The 24,520-nt window shown below is 39.8% G+C and carries 20 protein-coding genes and 1 pseudogene; 9 read left to right on the top strand and 12 right to left on the bottom strand.

All coding sequences use genetic code 11. From position 1 onward, the window contains the following. Positions 1-197 precede the first annotated feature (197 nt). From AC0L7T_RS26755 to AC0L7T_RS26745, 3 genes and pseudogenes are all read right to left on the bottom strand, one after another. A pseudogene (locus tag AC0L7T_RS26755) lies at positions 198-551 on the bottom strand (four helix bundle protein). A 228-nt stretch (positions 552-779) separates the two neighbouring features. Next, positions 780-1,838: an aminotransferase class I/II-fold pyridoxal phosphate-dependent enzyme gene (locus AC0L7T_RS26750; protein WP_473339774.1), complete on the bottom strand. Its 1,059-nt coding sequence runs from the start codon at positions 1,836-1,838 to the stop codon at positions 780-782. Positions 1,839-1,852: 14 nt separating this feature from the next. Further along, the gene (locus AC0L7T_RS26745; RefSeq protein ID WP_473339773.1) at positions 1,853-2,863 is read right to left on the bottom strand and encodes a dipeptide epimerase; all 1,011 of its coding nucleotides are present in this window, start codon (positions 2,861-2,863) and stop codon (positions 1,853-1,855) included. Positions 2,864-3,035: 172 nt separating this feature from the next. Here AC0L7T_RS26745 and AC0L7T_RS26740 point away from each other — a divergent pair, with 172 nt between their 5' ends. Continuing rightward, positions 3,036-4,511 (top strand): M14 family metallopeptidase, encoded by a 1,476-nt coding sequence (locus AC0L7T_RS26740; RefSeq protein ID WP_473339772.1) that lies wholly within the window; start codon positions 3,036-3,038, stop codon positions 4,509-4,511. A gap of 151 nt (positions 4,512-4,662) precedes the next feature. Further along, on the top strand, positions 4,663-5,379 hold the full coding sequence (locus AC0L7T_RS26735; protein ID WP_473339771.1) for a class I SAM-dependent methyltransferase: 717 nt from the start codon (positions 4,663-4,665) through the stop codon (positions 5,377-5,379). Positions 5,380-5,418: 39 nt separating this feature from the next. Here AC0L7T_RS26735 and radA read toward each other — a convergent pair whose 3' ends face one another. Then, positions 5,419-6,795 carry a DNA repair protein RadA gene (radA, locus tag AC0L7T_RS26730; RefSeq protein ID WP_473339770.1) on the bottom strand — a complete coding sequence of 459 codons (1,377 nt, stop codon included), beginning with the start codon at positions 6,793-6,795 and terminating at the stop codon, positions 5,419-5,421. 117 nt (positions 6,796-6,912) lie between these two features. After that, positions 6,913-9,729 carry a DNA polymerase I gene (gene polA / locus AC0L7T_RS26725; RefSeq protein ID WP_473339769.1) on the bottom strand — a complete coding sequence of 939 codons (2,817 nt, stop codon included), beginning with the start codon at positions 9,727-9,729 and terminating at the stop codon, positions 6,913-6,915. A gap of 246 nt (positions 9,730-9,975) precedes the next feature. Between polA and AC0L7T_RS26720 the strand changes: the two genes are divergently transcribed. After that, a complete protein-coding gene (locus tag AC0L7T_RS26720; RefSeq protein ID WP_473339768.1) occupies positions 9,976-10,290 on the top strand; it encodes a hypothetical protein in 315 nt (104 codons plus the stop codon). 216 nt (positions 10,291-10,506) lie between these two features. Here AC0L7T_RS26720 and AC0L7T_RS26715 read toward each other — a convergent pair whose 3' ends face one another. The 3 genes from AC0L7T_RS26715 to AC0L7T_RS26705 form a co-directional block, all read right to left on the bottom strand. Beyond that, positions 10,507-10,953, bottom strand: coding sequence for a hypothetical protein (locus AC0L7T_RS26715; protein ID WP_473339766.1), 447 nt, complete (start codon positions 10,951-10,953; stop codon positions 10,507-10,509). A 70-nt stretch (positions 10,954-11,023) separates the two neighbouring features. Further along, positions 11,024-11,476, bottom strand: a complete 453-nt coding sequence (locus tag AC0L7T_RS26710) for a hypothetical protein (protein ID WP_473339764.1) — start codon at positions 11,474-11,476, stop codon at positions 11,024-11,026. A gap of 332 nt (positions 11,477-11,808) precedes the next feature. Beyond that, on the bottom strand, positions 11,809-12,417 hold the full coding sequence (locus AC0L7T_RS26705) for a hypothetical protein (protein ID WP_473339762.1): 609 nt from the start codon (positions 12,415-12,417) through the stop codon (positions 11,809-11,811). 139 nt (positions 12,418-12,556) lie between these two features. Between AC0L7T_RS26705 and gltX the strand changes: the two genes are divergently transcribed. The 4 genes from gltX to AC0L7T_RS26685 all read left to right on the top strand — a co-directional run bounded on the left by gltX (position 12,557) and on the right by AC0L7T_RS26685 (position 15,573). Next, entirely contained in the window at positions 12,557-14,092 is a 1,536-nt protein-coding gene (gene gltX / locus AC0L7T_RS26700; protein WP_473339760.1) for a glutamate--tRNA ligase, read from the top strand. Between the two features lie 36 nt (positions 14,093-14,128). Beyond that, entirely contained in the window at positions 14,129-14,332 is a 204-nt protein-coding gene (locus AC0L7T_RS26695) for a hypothetical protein (protein WP_473339758.1), read from the top strand. A gap of 4 nt (positions 14,333-14,336) precedes the next feature. After that, on the top strand, positions 14,337-14,978 hold the full coding sequence (locus AC0L7T_RS26690) for a porin family protein (RefSeq protein WP_473339756.1): 642 nt from the start codon (positions 14,337-14,339) through the stop codon (positions 14,976-14,978). A 463-nt stretch (positions 14,979-15,441) separates the two neighbouring features. Further along, positions 15,442-15,573, top strand: coding sequence for a hypothetical protein (locus AC0L7T_RS26685; RefSeq protein WP_473339754.1), 132 nt, complete (start codon positions 15,442-15,444; stop codon positions 15,571-15,573). Between the two features lie 6 nt (positions 15,574-15,579). On the opposite strand, the gene queG is transcribed toward AC0L7T_RS26685, so the two are convergent. Together queG and ruvB are read right to left on the bottom strand one after the other, a co-directional pair. Then, positions 15,580-16,506: a tRNA epoxyqueuosine(34) reductase QueG gene (gene queG / locus AC0L7T_RS26680; RefSeq protein ID WP_473339753.1), complete on the bottom strand. Its 927-nt coding sequence runs from the start codon at positions 16,504-16,506 to the stop codon at positions 15,580-15,582. A 31-nt stretch (positions 16,507-16,537) separates the two neighbouring features. Then, positions 16,538-17,575: a Holliday junction branch migration DNA helicase RuvB gene (ruvB, locus tag AC0L7T_RS26675; RefSeq protein WP_473339751.1), complete on the bottom strand. Its 1,038-nt coding sequence runs from the start codon at positions 17,573-17,575 to the stop codon at positions 16,538-16,540. A 157-nt stretch (positions 17,576-17,732) separates the two neighbouring features. Between ruvB and AC0L7T_RS26670 the strand changes: the two genes are divergently transcribed. Further along, positions 17,733-18,800, top strand: coding sequence for an FAD:protein FMN transferase (locus AC0L7T_RS26670; protein WP_473339749.1), 1,068 nt, complete (start codon positions 17,733-17,735; stop codon positions 18,798-18,800). A 12-nt stretch (positions 18,801-18,812) separates the two neighbouring features. Beyond that, the gene (locus AC0L7T_RS26665; protein WP_473339747.1) at positions 18,813-19,547 is read left to right on the top strand and encodes a ZIP family metal transporter; all 735 of its coding nucleotides are present in this window, start codon (positions 18,813-18,815) and stop codon (positions 19,545-19,547) included. 806 nt (positions 19,548-20,353) lie between these two features. On the opposite strand, the gene AC0L7T_RS26660 is transcribed toward AC0L7T_RS26665, so the two are convergent. Together AC0L7T_RS26660 and AC0L7T_RS26655 are read right to left on the bottom strand one after the other, a co-directional pair. Then, positions 20,354-21,865, bottom strand: coding sequence for an ArnT family glycosyltransferase (locus AC0L7T_RS26660; protein WP_473339745.1), 1,512 nt, complete (start codon positions 21,863-21,865; stop codon positions 20,354-20,356). Positions 21,866-22,072: 207 nt separating this feature from the next. Beyond that, entirely contained in the window at positions 22,073-24,496 is a 2,424-nt protein-coding gene (locus tag AC0L7T_RS26655; protein WP_473339743.1) for an alpha-glucuronidase family glycosyl hydrolase, read from the bottom strand. Positions 24,497-24,520: the final 24 nt, after the last annotated feature.

Raw genomic sequence — 24,520 nt, 5'->3', positions numbered from 1 at the left:
CCTTTTTCATTATTAATGTTTGTAGTCGTGAAACGTTAGCTTGACACTGGTTCTGCTTTGTAGAAGTTGTACTGAAAGGAAAGGGCCAGTTTTTACGAAGTAAAAACCGATACCGCTTACGATTTCTTAAAGGAAGCGTCAAATCTTCGCTATTAACGATGACCATTCCTTTTTCATTAACAATTAATAATTAACCATTAACAATTATTCTTTGTTGTTCGTAAGATGCTAGTAACCAGCTTAATTAGCTCAATAGCGTCTGCGTTGATACTTAAAAATTGTTCGTCACTTAGGTAGTTTGTTTCTTTTAAAAGTTCAAGCCAATAAATCGTTTCGTTTATTTATTTTTGAGCAATTGCCAATTTATGAATAAAATCTTTCTTGCTTTCAGAATGCTCACTTTCCCGTACCATTGCACCAACACTTGTACCACTCCTTAAAAGTTGCTTCGAAAGAACAAATTCTTTCTTTTGCTCACACAAAAACTGGAATAACTTGACTACCCTGACCGCAAACGCAAAGCTCTTGGTTTTAACAATGTTCTCCTTCATAACATTTATAATTATTAATGATTAATTGTTAATTATTAATGTTGGTTACCGTTCACCTTTGTCCCCACACAGGGACTGCTTCTTAGAAGTTGTTATGAGAGGACAAGTCCAGTTTTTGCGTAAGCAAAAACTGACGAACCTCGGCGGTTGCTTACATCAAACGCCTAACTTATAACGTATAACGACAACCACCTCATTTTCACTTCATTAACAATTAACAATTAACAATTAATAATTATTAAATAAACCAATCGCTTCGACCAACGCTTCCAAATCCCCAGGAAGGTGCCAGGCAGACAATATGATGCGGTTAACTGGAGGGTTGGCGGGAAATGGATAGGGGAAGGAAGACAGTGCAAACCCTTTTTGATGCAATACATCTACCCAGTGTTCAGGGGCAAAGGAAATGACAGGATACTGGGCTAACATTTTAAATTCTTCCATCTGAGAAACAGCAGAGAACATGTAGTGGAGGTTTTTAATTAGCTTTTGCTGCTGACTTTTGTAGATCTCCTGACCCTCCAAAAATGCATTTAGAAATGCTGGAGCAGGAGGCGAGGAGGTGCGGTAAACAGGGTTTTCTCTAACCTGATGAATCAAAGACTGATTTCCAAGGATAATTCCCGCCGGAAGGGCAAGCGCTTTGCCCAGGGAACCACAAACCATTAGTTCCACAGGAAGGTTTTTCCATTGCGAATAGGTGCCAAAGAGACCATCACCCAGAATGCCAAATGCATGGCTGTCGTCTATTAATAAGTAATACTTATTGGAGGGGGATAGTTTTTTCGTCCATTTGAAATCATGAATTTCGGGGATTAGTGGGTTTACTGCATTGGAAAGCAATAAGATTTTTTGTCCCATTAGGTCATGGGATTTAGCAATGCACTTTTTTTGCCACTTTTTGTGGGAAAGGTTCGAATGCTGTTGACTGCCAAAAGTGATGGCCGGATGAGTGTCGGGCGCAGTCCAGGTCAAGTCTACAAGTGAACCTAGAGTATTTAGTGCGAGTTGCCCAGCCATGAAGCCACTGCTTAGCAATGCGGCATCTGTAGCTCCTGCGGCGGCTGCAAAATGCGTTTCAAAAGCATCATATATGGGTAATTTCACATTGCTGTTGCGACTGGAACCATGGTTGGGTCCGTGTTTTAATATACTATCAATCAGTAATTGTCTGAATTCCGACTGACTGCCCATGCCCAGATAGGAAGTGCCACTAAAGTGGAGGTAAGGTTTTCCTTCATGAAAAATCTCTCTGTCCGGAAGATCGGTATAATAGGAGTGGCTCATGGTGAATAATTGGTTTATAAAAGTAAGGCACCCGTTCCGTTTCTGTCTGGAAATACCACGTGATCATCGAAAATTTCCACACCGCTGGCGATGTCTTTAGACAAAAGCATGGCGCCATCCATGTCTACATAGTCCAGCAAAGGAGCAATATGGGCAATAGCGGAAATGCCTACTGATGATTCGGTCATGCAGCCGACCATGGTCTTCATACCTAAAGTTTTGGCTTCCTTAAGCATACGCAATCCAGGCGTGATTCCCCCAGCTTTGACCAGTTTTACATTAATCCCATGAAAATAGCCATGGCATTTGGCTACATCCCCTTCGGTGATACAACTCTCATCAGCAATAACCGGTAAGGCACTTTGGGCAAATACTTTTTTCATTCCCTCGAAGTCGTCCTTAGGGAGAGGCTGCTCCATAAACTCTACATTCAGATCGGCCAGCTCTTTGGAGTAGGAGATGGCTTGATCCGCATTCCAGGCGCAGTTGGCATCAATTCTAAAAGCCGCATCGGTATGTTTTCGTAGTTCCCTGATGATCTCCATGTCATTGGCAGTTCCCAATTTGATTTTATAGAGTGGCCATTGCTGTTCCTGCATTTTCTCCACCATTTTAGAAATAGGGGCAATGCCGATGGTGAAATTGGTGACCGGTATTTTTTTCGGGTCAAGTTCAAGCAATTCGTAGAGTTTCTTACCCTGCAGCTTGGCATACAAATCCCAGGCAGCTATGTCCAGCGCACATTGAGCAAAAGGATTGTCTTTAAATAAAGGTGTCGTGATAGCCCAAAGTTGTTCTGGATGGATAGGCTTCATTGGGACTAATTTTTCTGCAACCAGTTTCAAGCAGGACTGCATATTGTCTAAGGTCATCCCATAAAATGGATTGGTAGTAGACTCGCCTAATCCATAATGCTCACCAGAAATTAGCTTAACAATCAAGGTGTCTTGAACATCCCTACTTTGGTGAGCGATGGTGAAGGTGTGTTTTAATGGCAGTTTATAAGGTAGTATTTCTAATTTCATAAAATGATAGAATTGAATTTTACAAGTATATCCTTTTGGTAAAAAACTGCCAGGTAATAGATTAACAATGGCAGGACCTTATTAAATTCGTCTTGTTGCTGTTTATTATTTCGGGAGTTGAATTTAATTAAATTTCGCCATATTTACATAGTAACCAAGATTCAGTAGCCTTATGAAGAATTCTTTTGGAATGAGTGTACTTTTTATTGTTCTCCTTTTTTTAGGCAATGGTTGTCAGCCTGCAAAGGAAAGCACAGACAGTATCAGCCCGGCAATTCTAGAGCGTGCATATGTTCAATACAAAGCGCCAGAAATTGATAATAGGCGCTATGGCTATGAAGTAATTGCGCCTTTAATTGCCGAAAGAAAGGCCATGTTCGAAAGAACTGTACTTGGTGAATCCGTGGAAGGCCGACCGATAAATGCGTTGACCTATGGCGAAGGTACTCGTAAAGTGCTGCTTTGGTCTCAGATGCATGGCAATGAAAGCACCGCCACCATGGCACTTTTCGACCTTTTTAATTTTCTGGAGGGATCACCTGAAGATGGCTTTGAGTTCATTCGTTCGGCCCTTCGTGAAAATTTGCTGCTTCGTTTTATTCCCATGTTGAATCCAGATGGTGCAGAGAAGTTTGTCAGAAGAAATGCCCAACAAATCGATCTTAATAGGGATGCAGTTCGCCAAAGTACTCCAGAAGGCATTGTCCTTAAAACTGCCAGGGATGCTTTTGAGCCTGAATTTGGCTTTAACCTTCACGATCAAAACAGGTATTATAATGTGGAGGGGACTGCCCTTCCTGCCACCATTTCTTTTTTGGCACCTGCTTACAATCAGGCTCGTGAAGTAAATGCGGTGAGAAGTAAAGCTATGAAAGTGATTGTTGGAATGAATAAACTTTTACAGCAAGTGATTCCCGGTCAGGTTGGCAAATACGATGACAGTTTTGAACCCAGGGCTTTTGGAGACAATATTCAAAAGTGGGGAACCAGCACCATATTGATAGAATCAGGTGCTTATGCCGGTGATCCTGAAAAGCAATATATTCGGCAGCTAAATTTCATGATTCTACTAAATGCTTTGTATGATATTGCTACAGAGAGTTACGATCAGTATACGGAGGAGGCTTATCATGCCATACCGGAAAATGATTCCAAGCTGATGGATTTGTTGATAAAAAATGTAGAAACAGAGGCAGCTGATAATAAGTACCTGACCGATATTGGGATAAAAAGTAGCGAGGTATATCTGGATAGCCTATTGGTTATGAATGGGAAAATTGAGGATTGGGGGGACCTTTCCGTATACTACGGCTATGAGGAAATAGAGGCAAAAGGAATGACACTTGAGAAGGGAGAAATATGGACTGAAGTCATTCCCTTTGAAAAACTTGATAGGGCCAGAGTGATGGAATTGCTTAAAGAAGGCTATTTGGCTGTGGCTACAGACAAGTTAAATCAAGGGCAGGTTCATCAATTGCCAATCCTACTCTTTACTGAAGGGAATGCTCCCAACATGAACCCGAAATTGGAGGGTACTCCCTTATTTTACCTGACGGTGGAGGGAAAAAGGAATGTGGCGATAATAAATGGCCATGTTATCCGGCTGGACAGCCCAGAAAACATATCCTTTTGGCAAAAAATTGAATAAAAGCTTGAATTCGTGTAATTGTCTTTTAATTAATCACCTGTAATTATTATTTGCCCTACAATATTGATAGAAAGTGGGTGAAATGTTGTAATTGTTGCATTAAATGGTTAAAATCATAGATGTTTAATTTAAATAGAACCAAAATAACCTCATGCAAAGCAAGTCTACTGTAACAGAAATTAAAGAAAGATTTGATCAGGATGTTGAGCGCTTTTCTAATTTAGAGACAGGACAGCAAGCGACGATAGATGCACCGTTGTCCATGGATTTAATCGCAAATGCCGCTTTAGCTTGCAACCCTGAAGCAAAAAATTTATTGGATATAGGATGTGGAGCCGGAAATCTTTCTTTAAAGGTTTTGGAGAAATTTCCGCAGTTAAATAGTGATTTGCTAGACCTAAGCAAGCCTATGCTAACAAAGGCCAAAGACAGGGTTACCTGGGCAACAACGGGGAAGGTGAATACCATACAAGCCGACATCCGAGATGCAAAATTGGAAGAAGGTAAATATGATATTATAGTAGCAGCGGCTGTTTTGCATCACCTTCGAGAGGAGGAAGATTGGGAAAAAGTTTTCACCAAAATATTTAAACTATTGGCACCAGGTGGTAGTTTTTGGATATCAGATCTTGTTGTTCACGATGACCCTGAAATTCAGCAAATGATGTGGAATTGGTACGGTAGCTATTTGGAAAAACTTAAGGGAGCCGAATACCGCAAGAATGTTTTTGCATACATAGAAAAAGAAGACAGCCCCAGGTCTTTGCCTTTTCAGCTTAATCTTATGGAGAAAGTTGGATTTACCGGGGCAGAGATTTTACACAAGAATTGTTGTTTTGCTGCTTTTGGGTGTAGAAAACCTAAATAAGCATTTAGAATAAATAATGCTCTGGAAGAAACGTGCCTGCTACAAAAATATATGGCGGTACATTTCTTCCAGTTTGCTTACAGCGACCACCTCGATTGGGTATTTGTCTAGTTCGAGGCCTTTGATGGCATAGCGGGAAAGCATGATTTTCTTAAAGCCCATTTTCGCAGCTTCAGCAATCCTGTTTTCGATCCTGTTTACTGCACGCACTTCCCCTCCAAGACCAATTTCTCCAGCAAAACAAATTCCAGGATCAATCGCTTTGTCCTCGTAGGAGGATATGATAGAAGCCACAACGGACAGATCCAGTCCTGGATCATCTACTCTTATTCCACCAGCAACATTGAGAAATACATCCTGTTGACCCAATCGCATGCCCCCTCTTTTTTCTAAAACTGCCAATAACATGTTCAGCCTCTTGGCATCGTGTCCGGTGCTGCTCCGCTGTGGCGTGCCATACGTGGCAGGACTGACCAGCGATTGGATTTCGATCAATAGAGGTCTTTTGCCTTCCAGCATTGCCCCTATTGCCACACCGTTTAATTGTTCGTCCCGCTGGGTCATCAGGATTTCGGAAGGATTGGTGACAGGTCTCAGGCCATTGGCATGCATTTCATAAATGCCCAATTCATTGGTAGATCCAAACCTGTTTTTAGAGGTTCGAAGGATTCTATAGCTCAAGTGACGGTCTCCTTCAAATTGCAAGACAGTATCTACCATATGTTCCAGAATTTTTGGTCCTGCTATGGTTCCGTCTTTGGTGATATGGCCAATTAAAAAGACGGGTGTTCCCGTTTCTTTGGCAAACTTCATCAGCTCGGCAGTACATTCTCTGACCTGACTGACCGAGCCTGCTGGCGATTCTACATATTGGCTGTGGAGGGTTTGGATAGAATCGATGACCAGGAGGTCTGGCTTCAGCAATTCAATCTGCTGAAAAATATGTTGGGTTTTGGTCTCTGAAAGTACAAAGCACTCATCGGAATGGTGCTGCATGCGCTCACTACGCATTTTTATCTGGGTTTCGCTTTCCTCTCCGGAGACGTATAATACCTTGGTATTTGAAAGCATCAAGGCAATCTGCAGCATGAGTGTAGACTTGCCGATCCCGGGTTCTCCCCCTATCAATACGAGTGATCCCGGGACTATTCCACCGCCCAGTACCCGATCCAGTTCAACATCCCCTGTCATCAGGCGAGATTGTTCCTCAAAGGTTATTTCTCGAAGAGGTTTAGGTTGGTTGGCTTTCTTTGCGCTTTTACTACTTGCTTTCCAACTTCCTCTTTGGACTTCTTCTTTCTGGACAACCTCCTCTACAAAAGTGTTCCATTCTCCACAGGAAGGGCATTTTCCTGTCCATTTGGCGCTTTCTACACCACAGTTTTGACAAAAAAAGGCAGATTTAATTTTAGCCACAGTAATGATTGTTGATGAGCTTTTGGTAATTCAATAAATATATTGGGAATCCGATCCCCTAGGTCTTTTAATTCTAGCACTAAGTTTCAATACTGAACTTAGGTATTTAAAGCGGGATTAATGGGCTTCCAGCCAGTCCTTGCCTACACCTACCTCAACATCCAGTGGTACGGTAATTTTTATGGCATTGGCCATTAGTTGGGGAATTTCTTTTCTTAAAAGTTCCACTTCATCATTATGCGCATCAAAAACCAATTCATCATGTACCTGAAGGATCATTTTGGACTTGAGTTTTTCCTTTATCATCCAGTCCTGAACATGGATCATGGCCAATTTGATCATATCGGCTGCGGATCCTTGAATAGGGGCGTTGATGGCATTTCTTTCGGCAAAACCCCTCATGGTTGCATTTCTGCTATTGATATCTCTGAGGTATCTTCTTCTACCTAAGATGGTTTCCACATATTCGTTTTTTCTCGCTTTCTCTATGCATTGATCCATGTAATCCTTTACTGCAGGGAATTCCTTGAAATAGGCATCAATAATTTCTTTGGCTTCTCCCCTAGGGATCTTAAGCCGTTGGGACAATCCAAAGGCGGATATGCCATAAATGATGCCAAAATTGGCCGTTTTTGCTTTTCTTCGCATGTCTCCTGTCACCTCTTCAAGTGGCACTTGAAATATTTTGGCCGCAGTAGTTGCATGAATGTCACGCCCTTGTTTGAATGCTTCGATCATTGATTCATCCTGAGAGAATGCCGCCATTATGCGCAATTCTATCTGGCTGTAATCTGCTGCCAGAATCGAATGGTTTTCATCTCTTGGGACAAATGCTTTTCGAATTTCTCTACCTCTTGCGGTTCGGATAGGGATGTTCTGAAGGTTGGGGTTGTTGGAAGAAAGCCTTCCTGTGGCTGCGACAAATTGATTGTAGGTGGTGTGAATTCTGCCTGTTTTCGGATTGATCAAAGCAGGAAGTGCATCAACATAGGTGGACTTTAGTTTTACCAATTGTCTATAGTCCAAGATAGCCTGTGCAATTTCATGTTCGCCCGCAAGTCTGCTGAGTACCTCCTCACCGGTAGCATATTGGCCGGTTTTGGTTTTTTTGGCTTTTGCATCCAGCTCAAGTTTGTTAAAAAGTATTTCTCCCAATTGTTTTGGAGAGGCAAGGTTAAAAGTCTCCCCAGCCAATTCATAGACCCTTTTTTCTATTTCCTTGCTTTCTGTTTCCAAGGCTACAGACATCTCTTTCAAGCTTTCTACGTCTATTTTCACCCCTTCAAACTCCATGGCTGCCAAAACACCGATCAGAGGGCTTTCCACTTCTAGCAAGAGTTTTTCGAGATGGTTTTCTTTGATAATGGGATCTAATTTGGTTTTTAATTGCAGGGTGATGTCTGCATCTTCCGATGCATATGGAACCACTTCCTCAGGGTCAACATCTCGCATATTCCCTTGGTTTTTTCCTTTTTTGCCGATTAGGCTCTCTATAGAAACTGGCTTGTAATTAAGGTATTGCTCTGCCAACCAATCCATAGAATGTTTTCCTTCTGGCTCTATCAGGTAATGGGCCAGCATGGTGTCATAGCGTTTTCCTTTTACAGCTATTCCATAATTCATCAGTACAAGGATGTCGTATTTGATATTTTGCCCGATTTTTAGAATATCCTCCGATTCAAATACAGGTTGAAGCTGTGCGAGAATTTTATCCGCAGCCTCTCGTCCCTCAGGGAATGGAATGTAGTAAGCCTCCGAAGTGATGTATGAAAATGAAATACCTACCAACTCTGCCTTATTTGGATTAAGAGAGGTCGTTTCGGTGTCAAAGCAAATTTCCGGTTGTTTCAAAAGGTAACCAACCAATTCAGCAATGGCTGTTTCACCTTCTACTTTGTGGTAATCATGTGGGCGGCTGTAAATTGTGTCCAGGGCCTCAGTGCCAGCTATAGGAGGATCTTGTTCTGTGTCATTGTTGGAAACTTCCTCAGGTTTGTCATTTCCCGTAAAGAGACCCAATTGTTCATCTACTTTTATTTTGGGTTTTTTTAGCCCCTCACCGAACACTCGTTTAGAGAGCGTTCTGAACTCCAATTCAGCAAATAATGCTTTTAAGGTTTCTTCATTTGGAGGTTCATAGGTGAAATCATCTGCATGATATTCTATGGGCACATCTATCATGATGGTAGCCAATTCTTTGGACAGAACTCCCTGTTGGGCAAAGTTTTCTACATTTTCCTTTTGTTTCCCTTTTAATTGGTCTGTATTTTTTATCAACTCTTCGACGGTTCCATATTGTTTGAGCAGCTTAACCGCGGTCTTGGCACCAATTCCAGGGATTCCTGGGATGTTGTCAACCGCATCTCCCATTAATCCCAGCATATCCCTTACCTGGTCCACATTTTCGATGTCCCATTTTTCGCAAATTTCCTTGGGGCCCATAACATCCACTGCATTTCCCATAAATGCAGGTTTGTAGAGGAAAATATGGTCGTCTACCAACTGCCCATAATCCTTGTCTGGGGTCATCATGTAGACGGTATAGCTGCTTTTTTCAGCTTGTTTTGCGAGGGTACCGATGATGTCATCTGCCTCATAGCCGTCCAATTCAAGGGTTGGAATATTAAAAGCTTTAACAATTTGTTTTACCCATGGTATGGCTACATAGATGTCCTCGGGTTGTTCCTGTCTATTGGCCTTATAAGCTTCAAACTGTACATGCCTAAAGGTAGGGGCAGAGGTGTCAAATACTACCGCTATATGGGAAGGTTTTTCTTTTTCTAAGATCTCCAACAAAGTATTGGTAAAGCCCAGCATGACGCCGGTGTTTAACCCTTTGCTATTGATTCTCGGATTTTTGCTGAAAGCAAAATGTGCCCTGTATATCAGCGCCATAGCATCCAGTAAGAATAGTTTTTTATTGCCTTTAGACATTTCTAGGTATGTTTTTGAAGTTTTGCGCTACTATTATTAGGTAAATATACAAACAATTTTAGCCTAAGTTAATTAATTTTAGGGAATGGATGAGCTGGTAAAAATGATGATTTCCATGTCCTTCTAGGATAAGATCAAGGAAATCATTTAAATTGGTAGGATTATTGATAAATAAATGTTTTGTGCCAGATCATTAATGGAGGATTAAATAATTATTAATAAGGTTTAAACAATAAATTTAACAAAATGAAAAAGATAGCTTACTTTTTATCGTTGGTGTTACTCGTTACATCTCTGGCACCTGTAGCCATGGCAAAAGACGGAGAAAAAAATACAGAGAAAAAGGAATTGAGCCCTGAAGACCAGGCAAGATTGGACGAACTGGATAGCCGAATTTTGGAAATCAAAGCCATGGATTTTAAATCAATGGATAAAAGTGAAAAGAAAGAAATTCGCAAAGAACTGAGAGAGATTAACAAAGAAGCTAAGGAGCGTGGAAGTGGGATCTATATTTCTACAGGAGCCATCATCATTATCTTATTGTTGATCCTTATTTTGTAATTGGATACTACACGATTGAATTAAAAAGGTTGCGTTTTTACCATAGAGCGCAACCTTTTCTTTGTCTGCCTAATGGCGTGTTTTTGCCAGTGCTAAATACGAAGGGTGAAATAATTGTGGAAATTCAAGATAATACCGATTCACAGCATTTGGAGTTGGCAAATAAATGCGGAAGTGAGTTGTATAGCATCTAAATTCCGAATCAAAGATTGTTGGTTATTCAGGGAGTGTTTTTAGATATTTTTTTACTTCCCATGCTTTCCACAGCATTATACCTACAAGTACTAGACAGAGGATTTCATTAAAGAAAAGGTGGAAAGCAATCCGTTTGTTCCATTCTAAATCTGGCATATAAAGAAGAAGGAAGGTAAGGAGACTTACAAGTTTTCCAAACCATCCAAGGGCAGTAAGGTAAATCCAGCTTATGGGATAAAAGGCAGACAGTAAAATAATGATTCCTGATATTATGCCAACAATTCCATAAAACCCGGTGGGCATAGTGGTCTCAAAATCAATCCGCATTGACAGCCATGAAAACAATTGTGGACCGAACCATTTGAAAAGAGCAGCCCAAGCAGCGGTATAGATTCCACTTAAGAGCAATATGCCTCTGTTTGACATGGTGAACATTGGGAATTCTTTTGTACTTGAGGGATTATTCATAGCCAAATTTAAAAAGGATACTTTGATAAAAATCAGCTTTTTTGATTTTAATGCAAATAGGGTATAGGTTCTAATTTTTGACTGTATTGGAAAAGTACCTAAAGGACCATAGCGTTTCACTGATGAGGTTGATGGGAGAGCTGGTGTCTTTGATGTTTTTGGGGACAAAGGGTTCCAACGTAATCCGCAAATTTTTAAAGCGGTCCTTTTCCACGATCAATGAAAAGCGGGAGGTAAGTTTGAGTAGTTCTTTTGGGAAAAATATACGCTGTTGCATGTTTATTGTAATAGGAATGCCAAATCTTTTTTGGCTTGCAGCATAAGTTTCCACCGCCATTTCAAACGATTCTGGCCCTATACTCAAACTGGATTGTGCTGTAAAGCGGGGATTAAATGAATGCGTCAGCTTGATTTTGTTTTTTGCAAATACATAGAGCACCTTATTATCGATTTCTTTTTTTAGAAATAGTTGATTTTGAGTTGCAAAGAAATGCCAAAGATTGTCAATTCTTTTTAATTCCATAGCTAGGTTAATTTTGGGTCATTTGATACCTTAATTCGAAATATGAAATAGATTTTCTATAACGAGTAGATCCGCTCAGTTGGCAAAATCAGTCTATTGAAGCCGCTTTTAATTCTACATAGCTTAAATCTTAAATAGCCTGATTTTCTTATGTATACAATATTTAAACAGAAGTAAAACCAGAACAGGCTGAGACAGATCAGGGAATCCTATTGCATATTATTATAAGTTAATAAAAATGTAGTCAATCACAAGGGGATTAAAGAACACCTGAAGCAGTTTGGTTTCATTTTTTACCCTTTTGAAGTTGGATTTTTGTCCTAAATCTTGGGTTACTTATTTGCTGTGATTTTGAGAAAGTCATTGCAGGTGTCAATAAATGCTTCTTTCTGCTTTTTTTCAGGATATAAGGTTAGCCATTTTTCGTTGGTAGAGACTTCTAAAAAGCCATTTTCTTGTTGAAGCCATTCAGCAATTGTTTGTGCAGCTGCTAAGTGTGCGTTTCTGTCAGCAGCCCCGGGTTTAAGTATTAGGGTGTCTTGAACTGGTTGGTTTCCATTTCTTAATTTTAAGGTTTCAAGATTGCTATAATTCCCAAGTGGCTTTAAATAGAGGAAGGCAGTTTGTTTGTTTTTATTAAGGATCAGGTCTAACTGGAAGTTATTTTTGGTGCTGTCCCTATCGAAAGAAGTATTGGTATAGATTTCTATTTTGGCTTCAGGCAAGCGTTGGACTTGGTAATCGATCCTTCTGACGTTGTAAAAAAACAGTAGGCCTGCGTCTTTAATTGTGAAAGTTGGGTCTTCTCCAGAGTTATTGGCCCGATGACCATCGAAAAAAGAAAGAATAAGAACCAGACCCAGAGATGTAAAGCCGAAAATTTTCAGAAGGCGGAACATTTCCTTTTGGGAGTTGTCATTATTTACTGTGGATTTTGCCATGATTGACCTATTAAACAGCAAGCAACGTTTTATAGTTTAGCATATAAGGTAGAATGACAATACATTTGAGGTAGATTCGGGCGATTTCGTTATTTATTGATTATCTTTGCCCACTTAAATTGAAATTGATTGCTGTTTTATGAGTAAGGAAGTACGCGTTAGATTTGCTCCGTCACCTACTGGAGCTTTACATATAGGCGGTGTAAGAACCGCATTGTACAATTATCTTTTTGCCAAAAAAAATGGCGGGAAATTTTTGTTAAGGATTGAAGATACTGACCAAAATAGGTATGTGCCTGGCGCAGAAGATTACATCAAAAAATCCTTGGAATGGATAGGGATTGAACCCGATGAAAGTCCTTGGAATCCTGGTGAGGTAGGTCCTTATCGTCAATCTGAGAGAAAATCAATGTACATGGAATATGCCCAATACCTTTTGGACCAAGGGCATGCCTATTATGCATTTGATACTTCCGAGGAGCTTGATGAGATGAGAAAACGTCTCACTGCGGCAAGAGTGGTTTCTCCACAGTACAATTCTATCACTAGAACACAAATGAAAAATTCGCTCACCCTCCCGTCTGATGAGGTTAAAGCACGTTTGGATTCAGGTGAGGCGTATGTAATACGTATTAAAATACCAAGAAAGGAAGAAGTAAGATTAAACGATTTAGTGCGCGGCTGGGTAATGGTTCATTCCAATTCTCTGGACGATAAAGTATTGATGAAATCTGACGGAATGCCCACCTATCATCTGGCAAATATTGTTGATGATCATTTAATGGGGATTACGCACGTGATTAGGGGTGAAGAATGGCTTCCATCTGCTCCACTTCATGTCCTGCTTTATAAATTTTTAGGATGGGAAGATACGATGCCTCAATTTGCGCATCTTCCTTTATTGCTTAAGCCTGATGGCAATGGCAAATTGTCTAAAAGAGATGCAGATAAGCATGGATTTCCAATTTTCCCTCTGAACTGGACAAATCCTGAGAACGGTGAATTGGTAGATGGTTTTAAGGAAGCTGGTTATTTGCCTGATGCTTTCCTGAATTTCCTTGCCTTTTTAGGCTGGAATCCAGGAGATCAACGAGAGATATTCAGCATTGATGAATTGATTGAAACTTTTTCAATTGAGCGAATTGGTAAATCAGGTACGAAATTTGATATCAATAAGGCAAAATGGTACAATGAACAATACCTGAGAAAGAAGAGCAACAGTGAGTTGTCTGGCTATTTAACGGCAGATTTGGCTAAAGAAGATGTCACGATAAGTGCGGAAAAAGCAGAGAAAATTGTGTCTCTAATGAAAGAGAGAGCCACTTTTCCATCTGATCTTTGGAAAGAAGGACGCTTTATGGTATTTGCACCCAAGGAGTTTGATCAGCAAATAGTAAACAAAAAGTGGAACCAGGATGTTGTTACTCTTTTGACTGCTGTAGAGGAAAAATTGGGGAAGCTAACAACTTCGCTTACTGCTGATATGGCCAGAAATATGCTGGGTGAAACCGCAGAAGAGAAAGAAATTAAATTAGGAAAAATAATGCAAGCTGTAAGACTTGCCATTACAGGAGTAGGGGCAGGACCGGATCTCATGCAGATTTTCGAAATATTAGGTAAAGAAGAATTGATCATAAGGATTAATTTTGCGTTAAAGAATATAACCGTTGCTTAATTATTAGATGTAAAGCTTACTTTAAACCAAGGAGTCATGGCTAAGAATTTAAAAAAGAAAGATATACCCAAAGTCAATGAGGAATTGGAAGGTTTTAAAATGAATATTAATTCATTTGGAGAAATTTCAAGCTCGTTTTCTATTGATAAGATCAATGCGTTTTTGAACAAAAATGTGGATGATAAGAAATTGAGAGATAGAGAGGACAATAAAGAAGAAAAGAAAAAAATAGGTAAATGATCCTATGAAATATGCTTATTTATTATTTCTTCTTTCATTCCTTATTCCTGTAGGCAATTCATTTGCTCAGACGAGTATTGGTTTGAGAGCAGGATTTACCCAATCAAGTGCAAATTACAGGACATCTCTGGGAGCTTATCCCAGGGATGTCACTGGTTTTAATGCTCCTACTTACAGTTTAGTAATTGAACAATTTTTTGAAAAACATGCGGGAGCGCAAGTCGAGTTTCAATTTTTAACTACAGGATATGCTGCTTCTGACTCTATTAATATGGGGAATGAAACCAGGTTTACCTATTTAAAAGTACCTGTACTGTCCAACTTTTATTTGGGAAATTCTGGAAGGTTTCACATTAAAATTGGGCCACATTTGGGCTATCTTTTAAAGACAGACGATGTTGAAAGAGTCATAGAAGGCGATCTGGTGATCCCTACCTATGGACAGGAGGGGGATGAGCCAAGAAAAATAATGTATGGTCTTACGGCTGGAGTAGGTTTGTCTAAATTATTCGGAAAACATACTGTCCAAGGAGAAGTGAGGTATTCCTATGAATTTGGGAATCCGGAAGCTCAGGAAAGAATTTTTGATCTCAATTTTACGCAGCTGGAATTCTCGTTTGCCTATTTATTTAGGGTGGCAGATTAACCATTATATTTTGAGGATGCCTTAAAAACAGAATAGTCTTGAGCATAAAAAGCTATTGTCTGTTTAGGCTTCAGGAAAGGTGGTTTTTGAAAATGGTTGTTTCAACCATTTGAATAACATTTATGAATTCGCTCATTTATCATTGTTCTATTTACTATTTATGAAGATCTTTCTAAAGGTCAAATAGCTAATGGTTGATGAAGCGATAAATAGAATTTTACCCTGTGTAAATTTAGATTATTCGAATACAAATTCATTAATTTAAGGATACTATAATTTAGGAATTTAGCCCTTTATGGCGACAATTTTTCTGACTTATAAGGTGGGTCACGTTTTGTTGAAATGACTGAAATAAATGTTTCAAGTAGAAACCCTTCAGTCGCGTAAGTTATATCCTTAAGAGCTTCTTTAGGAAGTGGGACTACAGTGTTTGGATGGATTACATTGCTTACAGGAACCACCAATGTTGAAATCACAAAGTTGGATAAGGAAACTGTTCTTGTCTCAGGAGCGTTTTCTTTTTGTGGCTTATGATCAGGAAAGTGATTCCATTATAAATGTAACTGATGTGGTTTTTACAAATATTGAATGGTAAGTGATTTTAATTGCTTTTTATAAATTTGATGTTTCTTTGAAAGCCTTCCCATTTTGTTCTTTTAAGGGCTGATCGCTTAAATACCTTATTAAAAGTTTCTTTTGTCATTTCTCCCCATGCTGATTTATCTAAATCAGCATGGGGAAGAAATGCTTCTTCTTTGTGCGGTTTCGAAAATCGGTTCCACGGACATACATCTTGGCATATGTCACAGCCAAAAACCCAGTTTTTCATCTTTCCTTTGAAGTCATCCGGAATGGCATCCTTAAGTTCTATGGTCAGGTAAGAAATACATTTGGAACCATCGATTAAATTGTCCTGAAGGATAGCGTCTGTTGGACAGGCATCTATGCATCGGGTGCAAGTGCCGCAATAATCCTTTGTTGATGGATTGTCATAGGCTAAAGGCAAATCAATGATCAGCTCTGCGAGGAAAAAAAAGCTTCCTGAAGCCTTGTTCAGTAAGAGGCTGTTTTTACCTTTCCAGCCCAGCCCTGATTTTTGTGCCCATTGCCTTTCCATAACGGGTGCGCTGTCTACGAAGACTCTACCGCTTACTTCCCCAATTTCCTCCTTTAAGCACTCCAAAAAATCCTTTAGTTTGTCTTTAATTACGAAGTGATAATCTTCCCCATAGGCATATTTTGCGATTTTGAGGTTATCCCCTGATTCTGGTAGTTTTTGTTGAGGATAATAGTTGTACATCAGACTGACTACTGACCTGGCTCCCTCCACCAATTTGCGTGGATCCAACCTTTTATCAAAGTGATTGGCCATATAGGCCATCTTTCCATGGTAATTTTTATTCAGCCAGTCCTCTAGTTTTGGCGCATCCTCTTCCAAAAAAGTAGCTTCAGCAATGCCACAATAATCAAAGCCTAGTTTTGATGCGGTATTTTTGACAATTTGTGTATGCTTGGCGAGCGTGTTCAAAGACTGCTGAATTAATTATTATTTACAGGTGTTAGGTATCAAATAAATTACCCGACTCTCCGCCTAAGTTTGGTTTTATTTTTAGGTGCTTATACGCCAAATCCGTAGCGGCACGTCCTCTGCTTGTCCTTTTGAGGTATCCCTCTTTGATTAAAAATGGTTCGTATACCTCTTCTATGGTTTCAGCTTCTTCCCCACAGGCCGTGGCTATTGTGGAGATTCCTACCGGCCCACCAGCAAATTTATTGATGATGGTAAGTAAGATTCTATTGTCCATTTCGTCCAGACCATTGCTGTCCACCTCCAAGGCGTTTAGGGCTATCTGAGCAATGTCAAGGGTAATGCGACCATTGCCTTTTATTTCCGCAAAATCCCTGGTTCTTCGAAGCAGGTTATTGGCAATCCTAGGTGTACCTCTGCTTCTACGTGCAATTTCAAAAGCAGCTTCATTGTCCAGTGGTGTTCCCAATATGGCAGCTGACCTTTTGACAATAGTGCATAGCAAATCCGCATCGTAATATTCCAAACGGGCATTGATGCCAAAACGGGCCCGCAGTGGAGAGGTAAGTAGCCCTGATCTGGTAGTAGCTCCTACCAGTGTAAATGGGTTTAAGTTTATTTGAACTGTTCGAGCATTTGGTCCTGAATCCAGCATGATATCGATTCGAAAATCTTCCATGGCTGAATACAGGTATTCTTCCACTATTGGGTTTAAGCGATGGATTTCATCGATAAACAGCACATCTCCTTCTTCCAGATTAGTAAGCAAGCCAGCAAGGTCAGAGGGCTTGTCTAAAACTGGCCCTGAAGTAATCTTTAAAGTTGACTCCAGCTCATTGGCGATGATATGGCTTAAGGTGGTTTTACCCAAACCTGGAGGGCCATGAAGCAAGACATGATCCAATGATTCATTCCTTTTCCTGGCAGCCATCACAAAAATCTTGATGTTTTCCACCGTCTTTTTTTGACCGGTAAAATCATCAAAACTTAAAGGCCTTAGTGCTTTTTCTATTTCCTTATCTCCAGTGCTAAAGCTTTCCTGGTCACCTCGCAGATAATCTTCTCTCATATGAACCTTCTATGTGCTACAAATATAGAAAATTCATTGCAGCTTTACAGGTTTTAGCTGCTTTCCAAACAATCACGGGTATATGGAATTAGCTAAAAACAATGGGCAATTGAAAAAATAGAATTAACTTTGGGAAATTTAAAACTGGCATTGTTTTATGCAAAAATCAGCCAAGAAAAATATCATCTACAGCATTTTGTTACTGTTGGTGGTGTTTATGGTTTACCTTTACCGACAAAATAAAGAAACGGTCATCTCACCTGCTTCAGATAACCCAAAAATGGTTTTTAGTGGGCAGACTATGGGCACTACCTACAGAGTAGTTTACCTGGATCCTGGGGGGAGAAATTTTAAAAAAGACATTGATTCAATTTTGGTTAATTTTAACCAGGCGCTTTCTACCTATATTTCAGATTCCGAATTAAGCAGGTTGAATAAGTACGATTCGTTGGTATTTGAATCTGAGTATTTTTATCCTGTTTTGAAAACCAGTAAAGAAGTGTTTACTGCCACTGAAGGTGCTTTTGATCCCACAATTGGTCCTTTGGTCAATGCTTGGGGTTTTGGGCCTGATGGGCCTTCATTGCAGGACAGTCTTGGGGTCAAAAAACTACTGGAGCGTGTAGGGTTTGATAATATAACCTTTGATGAAAAAGGGGTAAGGAAATCTGCTACAGATGTTTACCTGGACTTTAGTGCCATTGCCAAAGGATATGGAGTAGACGTGGTCGCTGAATTTTTAAGTGACAAGGGTATTCTAAACTTTCTTGTGGAAATAGGTGGCGAACTAAAGGGAAATGGAGTAAATGATAAAGGTGAGCTTTGGAAAGTTGGTGTATCACAACCTGACGAAGAAGGATTGGCCAATGAAATTTATAGTATCGTTGCCCTTGAGAATAAAGGTTTGGCTACTTCTGGTAACTACCGAAACTTTTATGTTAAAGACAGCGTGAAATACTCGCATACCATTAGCCCTTTTACAGGTTATCCAGTGGTTCATGGCTTGTTAAGCGCCACCGTTGTGGCGGATGATTGTATTATCGCCGATGCCTATGCTACAGCTTTTATGGTGCTAGGAATGGACCGTGCCAAGGAAATACAAGAATCCGTGGAAGGTTTAGAGATCTTTCTTATCTTTAATGATGATCAAGGCCAAATCCAATCTTATGTTAGTGATGGTCTTGCACCATTTTTGACTACCGTTGCTGCTGAAGAATCCAAATAACCCTACCTAAATATGTTGTCTGTTCTTTTACTGTTTTTTGCTGCCATGGGTGCAGGACTACTTGCCATATTGGTACCAGGATGGAACGAAAAAAGTTTTAAACTGGCACTGATATTTGCCGGAGCTTACCTTTTTGCAATTACTATTCTGCATATTTTCCCAGAACTATTTGCCAATAAAGAATCCGCCTATTTTATGGGTTTGTATATCCTGCTTGGATTTTTATTGCAGCAAGTATTGGATTTTATGTCATCAGGAATTGAACATGGACATATTCATGACAATGAAGGCCATAGTGCAGGGAATACCGTTTGGACCCTAATGATAGGCTTGTTCCTTCATGCTTTCCTAGAAGGCACCTTGCTTTCAAAGCAACCCATGTTGACGGGGCATCACCACGGTAGTGAGACCCTCCTAATGGGTATGATTATGCACAAAATGCCTGAGGCCTTTGCATTGGCGGCGGTATTATTGACCAGGTTAAATAAAACAAATACTGTTTTATTGTTGGTTTTATTTGCCCTCGCCTCACCATTGGGAATGCTCTCTACGGACTTCCTTTTTGACCGGTCTTTGATAGGGAGGGGAACACTTGATATATTATTTGGCTTGGTAGCAGGTGGCTTTTTGCATATTTCTACGATCATATTTTTTGAAAGCTCACCAAAACATCATTTTCAATTGCATAAGTTGCTGATTATTCTTTTGGCTTCTGCCTTGGCTATTTTGACTGAGTTTATCGTATAGACACTCTATAGGCTCGAAAGCCATAATGCAATTAACCACTGATTACCCATCGATTCTGCAGCTCTTAAATGGAGTGATTTTCAGGAGGGCCCCTTTAATAGATTGATTGCCCGAATGGGCATTGATTTTCCATTGAGCCATTTTACAAATTGTAGGTAATGTTGGATCCAATCATTTAGGCCTAGAAGCTGTTTTTTTGAGCCTAACAAAATGGCTTTAAAGTGAGATGAAAGGATTAAATAAGGATTTAAAAATAGACTGTCAATTGTTCGAAGAGCAATAGGATTAAAAAAAAATGCCAGGGTTTTATTTATCATAAAACCCTGGACAAACCCTACATTAAAAAATAACCAACTTCCGCTACGGTGACCAACTTCTCTTCTCTCCTCACACCGTTTTCATATTTTCTATATGTTAAATGTACTAAAGAAAAATCTACAATACCAATTAATATAAAAGTAAATAGCGATATAAGTGCACAAAGATTTTTTAATTATATAAAATACAATAATATAAGTGTTAAATATGGTGAAATACAGTTAATTGTATTTCGTCCTTATAAAAAACCGCTTTATTTGAACTTGGAGGTTGAAAAAAGAGTATTAAGTGGTTGAAATTAAGTGAATTGCGTCATTTCCCGTATTAAATCACTCTGTTTTCCGAAAAAAAAATGATAATTAATTCTTTATTTATCAAAAAGCTTTGAAATAGAAGTTGGCAAAAGATGTTCTCTTAGGTGTTGTTTTTTTCCAAAGCCATATATCCTAATTATATCGCAATGTGCCAAAGCATAACAGCTTAATGAATTAATAAGTTGTGGGTATAGCTGGTGTGTATTCAATTAAATTTCTCCATACCTGAATCTTTACAGGACGTCTAGGAATATCGTGAAATTTTGAGATAAAAGATTCTTCATGGATTAGTGTTTGAAAAGTTGCTTTTTTTTCCATGGAGTCGTAGTTCCAGCTAACAAAGATTCCGGGGTTTTGTTGACCTAAAAACTGTTCTATTCCAATCCATAGGTCGAACTGGTTTTTACGGGCTCCCATATTCAGGACATAGGTTTGTGGGTTTCCTGACAGGTAAAAAGAAAGTTCCGAAGCCGTGTGATAGGAGTCAGAAAAAATGAATTCATCTCGAATAGCAAGGCTGTCTTTCAGGAAATCAATTCTTTTCGCCAGTTGTTCATGTCCTAGCAATCTAGTGACTACCTTTTGTTCTCTTCTTTGTGCAAGGCCACTCGATTTTATTCCGGTGTAATCTGGGAGAATGAAAATAATGGGTATTGCAATACTTAAATAGATGCCTCCAAAACTGATGATTTTCCAAATCCTGGTTTGCAAAACCATCCACCGAGCCAAAGCAATAGCAAATCCAGTATAGGCAAAAGCAGGCCAATTAACCATTGCCTCTTTAAATAAACTCAAACAGGCGAAAAAGAGAAAAGCAATAATCCCTGGAAGGATAAGATAAACTAAAGCATCACTTTTGTGTTTAAAAATATATTTGAAAGTAGCGAACCATGCTGGGACCAGAAACAACGAAATAATGGCCAACTGCCCTTTAAAATATTCAAAAAAACTTTTGCTTGTAATAGCAAGTGTAAATGGTTTGGCATTGGCTCCTTCAGTACCAGTCAAAGCCAATAAATGTCTAAATGTTTCAAAATCATTTTGCCAGTTCCATATTAATGCAGGGATGAATCCCAATGTACTTATCAGAACAAATAGTAGAAAATTGGCTTGATTCGATTTCCATTTTTTGATGAACAGTAGGTATAATAATAGTACGGGGAATATCAGTAGCATTACATACTTTGCCGTGAGTCCCAATACAGTAGCGATACCTGCATAAATCCACCATATTCTTTTTTCTTCCTTAATTCCCCTATAACTTAGATAAATACTTAAGATCCAAAAAAAGGTTAATGAGGAATCCGTCATATGAAATGTGGATGCAAGCCACCAAGAGGGCATTGCTTGTACGATTAGTGCTGACCAAAAGCCTACTTTCCTTGAGTACAGATAGGTGCCGAAATGATAGGTAACCCAAGCAATTCCTACACCACATAGAATTGCGTTGATGCGTATGGCGATCTCTGTATTTCCCATCAAAGAAGTGCTTAAGAAATTAAGAACTGCTACTAAAGCTGGTTTGGAATAATAATGCCAGGCCAAGTTCTGTGACCATAACCAATACTGTGCTTCCTCAGTAAACAAGTTAATTTCTGGACGAAGGGTAAATAGAATTTTGGATACCGCAAGGGCAAATGTTACTAAAAAAAAATAGCGCGAATATTTTTTTTGGTTGGAAACCATAAAAAAGCGACCTTGATAAATATAATTTTACAGAACAACTGATAATTTAGCTCTAATAGTTCAATAGCCCATATCCAAGGTGTTAAAATCACTTAAATTAGCGGGCTGCAGTTATTCTATATTTTTCTAACCTTGCTAATCCCATGCAGGTAATTTTTGGTTGTCTTAGGCTCAATTAGTGTCTTGACATCATGTATGGTCGTAAAATTAATGCTTTGGAACAATCCATATTTCTGCGACTTGAGCGCCTCTTTCACCTTCTCCGCAGGTCCAGTGAAGAACCAGATTGCCATCTGAATAAGTACTGATGGGCAGTTCAAATTCATACAATGGTTTAACTCCCGTTTTAATAAAATCATGAATCACATGGCCATCATCGGTGGTTAGTTTCATTTTAGCCCTAAACCTACCTGTATAGGCGATCTTTATCGTGTAGGAGACTTCTGGGTTAAGCTGGTCATAAATGATGATCAGGGGTGTGTCATAAAGTGTGGTTACTTGGTTCATCCACGCCAGTGGGGTAGCAGTCCCTCCGAAGCCTACTGCCTGGATTTCATGCACCCATTCTTCTCCCCTCAAGCCTACACCGAAACTTGCCCTAGGGCCATAGAGACCTCCAGGATCTTTATTCCATGCTTTTGCCTTTAAGACCCTTTCCCAGCTTTTTCCTTGCCCGAAATTGTCATAAAAACCTCCAGGGCCAGGATTGGTACGGTTAAGCAATTGCGCTATTTTCTCTAGTCTATTCTTCTCATCTTCCTCTTTCTCAATTTCATTAAGATTGGCCAAAAGCCATGGCGCATCATTGAGCACCACATCTAGATTATCTACAAAGTTTCCCCTACCGGAAGCCGCTCCATGCTGGCTAACGGTGAGTTGTGCCCCGATACTGTTGAAAAGTGCATCTGCCAACTCCAAACATCTTTGCTTTAATTGGGCAATGTAGGGATCTACCATTTGTTCATTCAATAGGGCCGTGGCCACCTTTATACTATTCAGGCTTCCTTCTGTTTCAGCCCTGCGGAGCACATTTTGCGCCTTTTGTTCTTGTTGGGTTTCAAAAAGCAACTTTTGCTGGATATAGGCATCAAAATAGGCTCGGATCAAGCCCATTTGAAACCTGAAATTATCCATTAGTTTGGTGTCCGCTCTTTTTTCCATATCCTGCCATTGTGCCAGCGTTTGCTTAATAACAGCATTGGTGAGCAGTGGCCCCTGAAGGTTTTTTTCCTCCGCTAAAAAACCATTAGCTGTTGCATCTACCCATTTCGGGCCAAAGAAAAATCGAGAATAGTCTCTAAGCGTTTCTATTACTTCTGTTTCAGGATTCCATTCCTGGTCGGTCCATATAAATTTATTTACATCGTCATTTGTGCCTTCAGAATAGCTCAAGCTTCCATTGGCATATTGCGCCAGGGAATTGTGGATGGTTTTTTGATCCATCGGACGGGGATTAATGGATTCCCTCCCTAAGGTCATCGCCATGGCCAAATCCCATTCTGGAATTGGGTATTGAGAACTCAGGTTATGGGTAATGTCCGGATACCTGCGAATAGGGATAGAAGCATCGGTTAATTGTCGTAATTCTGGTAATGGGATTTTAACCCAAGGGCCGAAAACTACGCCTCCAAACCAATCATACTTTTGGTTGACATGATAAAAAAACTGATCAAACCAGGCCTTTGTAGGCCTAAACACCTGTGGGGAAACCCATATTTTGGCGCTTGGGTGAAATCTATGAAGCTTGGTTGCCACTTCTTCTAGCCAATGAAACAATACATCCGGTTCAAGGTCCCCGGGGTCTCCTCCGGGAACAAAAAGATGGTCCAACCTTGGAATGGAGGCAAATACATCTTTGCGTTGTGTTAGTTCTATGATTCTTGTTTGCGGGTCTTCATAGTCTTTGGCCATATTGGGAAACCACATCCATACATCCAGGTCCAACTCATCGGCAATACGGGATTGCTCCCCAATCATGTCTATTGCTGGTATAGTCATGTGAGGGGAGTTAAAGTCATCATCCGTACGTGGAGGCATAATTTCAATACTATTGGCACCAAAGAGTGCCAATTCTCTAATGTATTGGTCAAAACGATCTACCGTAAAGGCATCATAAGCATTGGTCTTGGGGCGGTAACCTAGTTGGTGCCCTCTTAAGGAAGACTTTGGTGAAGTTGATTTCTCAATGGCCTTGGTCAATAAAAGCTGGTTTTCTGACCAATTCATTTTTCTTAGTATATGCCCTATTCCAAACAATAGTCCTCTGTCATCTTGCCCTATAATAATGACATTGGGTTTGGTTGAGGTGTTGTCAATAATAACTTTGAACCCTTCCTCAGGCATTGGCTGTACTCCACTAAGCAATTTCCTCCACTTTTTAGGAAGGTTTGGGATATCCTCGAATTGCGTCAAAAGAATGGAGGGTTGTTTGCCTTTTGTACTCTTCTGTATAAGAAATGGCTTTTCTATTCGCTTTGTCAGTTCTTCGTGGAGTACGGTTGCATATTTTTGCATCCGCTCACTATTGCCGTGAGGAACTATTACAGCATCTGAAAAATCAAGGTCTTGGCCATAAGAAAGGCCATTTATTATTAAAACAAAAGCAATTAATAGGGATCGTAGTAGCATCATTATTTGGGATTATCACCCAATATA

This window comes from Cyclobacterium sp. 10D3-21, from assembly GCF_055809755.1.
Note: the sequence above shows the minus strand (reverse complement) of the source record. Positions and strands in the feature narration are given on the sequence as shown.

Coding starts and splice junctions, on each gene's coding strand:
- AC0L7T_RS26750 (WP_473339774.1), bottom strand. CDS start 1,838: ATGAGCCACTCCTATTATACCGATCTTCCGGACAGAGAGATTTTTCAT.
- AC0L7T_RS26745 (WP_473339773.1), bottom strand. CDS start 2,863: ATGAAATTAGAAATACTACCTTATAAACTGCCATTAAAACACACCTTC.
- AC0L7T_RS26740 (WP_473339772.1), top strand. CDS start 3,036: ATGAAGAATTCTTTTGGAATGAGTGTACTTTTTATTGTTCTCCTTTTT.
- AC0L7T_RS26735 (WP_473339771.1), top strand. CDS start 4,663: ATGCAAAGCAAGTCTACTGTAACAGAAATTAAAGAAAGATTTGATCAG.
- polA (WP_473339769.1), bottom strand. CDS start 9,729: ATGTCTAAAGGCAATAAAAAACTATTCTTACTGGATGCTATGGCGCTG.
- AC0L7T_RS26720 (WP_473339768.1), top strand. CDS start 9,976: ATGAAAAAGATAGCTTACTTTTTATCGTTGGTGTTACTCGTTACATCT.
- AC0L7T_RS26715 (WP_473339766.1), bottom strand. CDS start 10,953: ATGAATAATCCCTCAAGTACAAAAGAATTCCCAATGTTCACCATGTCA.
- AC0L7T_RS26710 (WP_473339764.1), bottom strand. CDS start 11,476: ATGGAATTAAAAAGAATTGACAATCTTTGGCATTTCTTTGCAACTCAA.
- AC0L7T_RS26705 (WP_473339762.1), bottom strand. CDS start 12,417: ATGGCAAAATCCACAGTAAATAATGACAACTCCCAAAAGGAAATGTTC.
- gltX (WP_473339760.1), top strand. CDS start 12,557: ATGAGTAAGGAAGTACGCGTTAGATTTGCTCCGTCACCTACTGGAGCT.
- AC0L7T_RS26695 (WP_473339758.1), top strand. CDS start 14,129: ATGGCTAAGAATTTAAAAAAGAAAGATATACCCAAAGTCAATGAGGAA.
- AC0L7T_RS26690 (WP_473339756.1), top strand. CDS start 14,337: ATGAAATATGCTTATTTATTATTTCTTCTTTCATTCCTTATTCCTGTA.
- AC0L7T_RS26685 (WP_473339754.1), top strand. CDS start 15,442: ATGTTGAAATCACAAAGTTGGATAAGGAAACTGTTCTTGTCTCAGGAG.
- ruvB (WP_473339751.1), bottom strand. CDS start 17,575: ATGAGAGAAGATTATCTGCGAGGTGACCAGGAAAGCTTTAGCACTGGA.
- AC0L7T_RS26670 (WP_473339749.1), top strand. CDS start 17,733: ATGCAAAAATCAGCCAAGAAAAATATCATCTACAGCATTTTGTTACTG.
- AC0L7T_RS26665 (WP_473339747.1), top strand. CDS start 18,813: ATGTTGTCTGTTCTTTTACTGTTTTTTGCTGCCATGGGTGCAGGACTA.
- AC0L7T_RS26660 (WP_473339745.1), bottom strand. CDS start 21,865: ATGGTTTCCAACCAAAAAAAATATTCGCGCTATTTTTTTTTAGTAACA.
- AC0L7T_RS26655 (WP_473339743.1), bottom strand. CDS start 24,496: ATGATGCTACTACGATCCCTATTAATTGCTTTTGTTTTAATAATAAAT.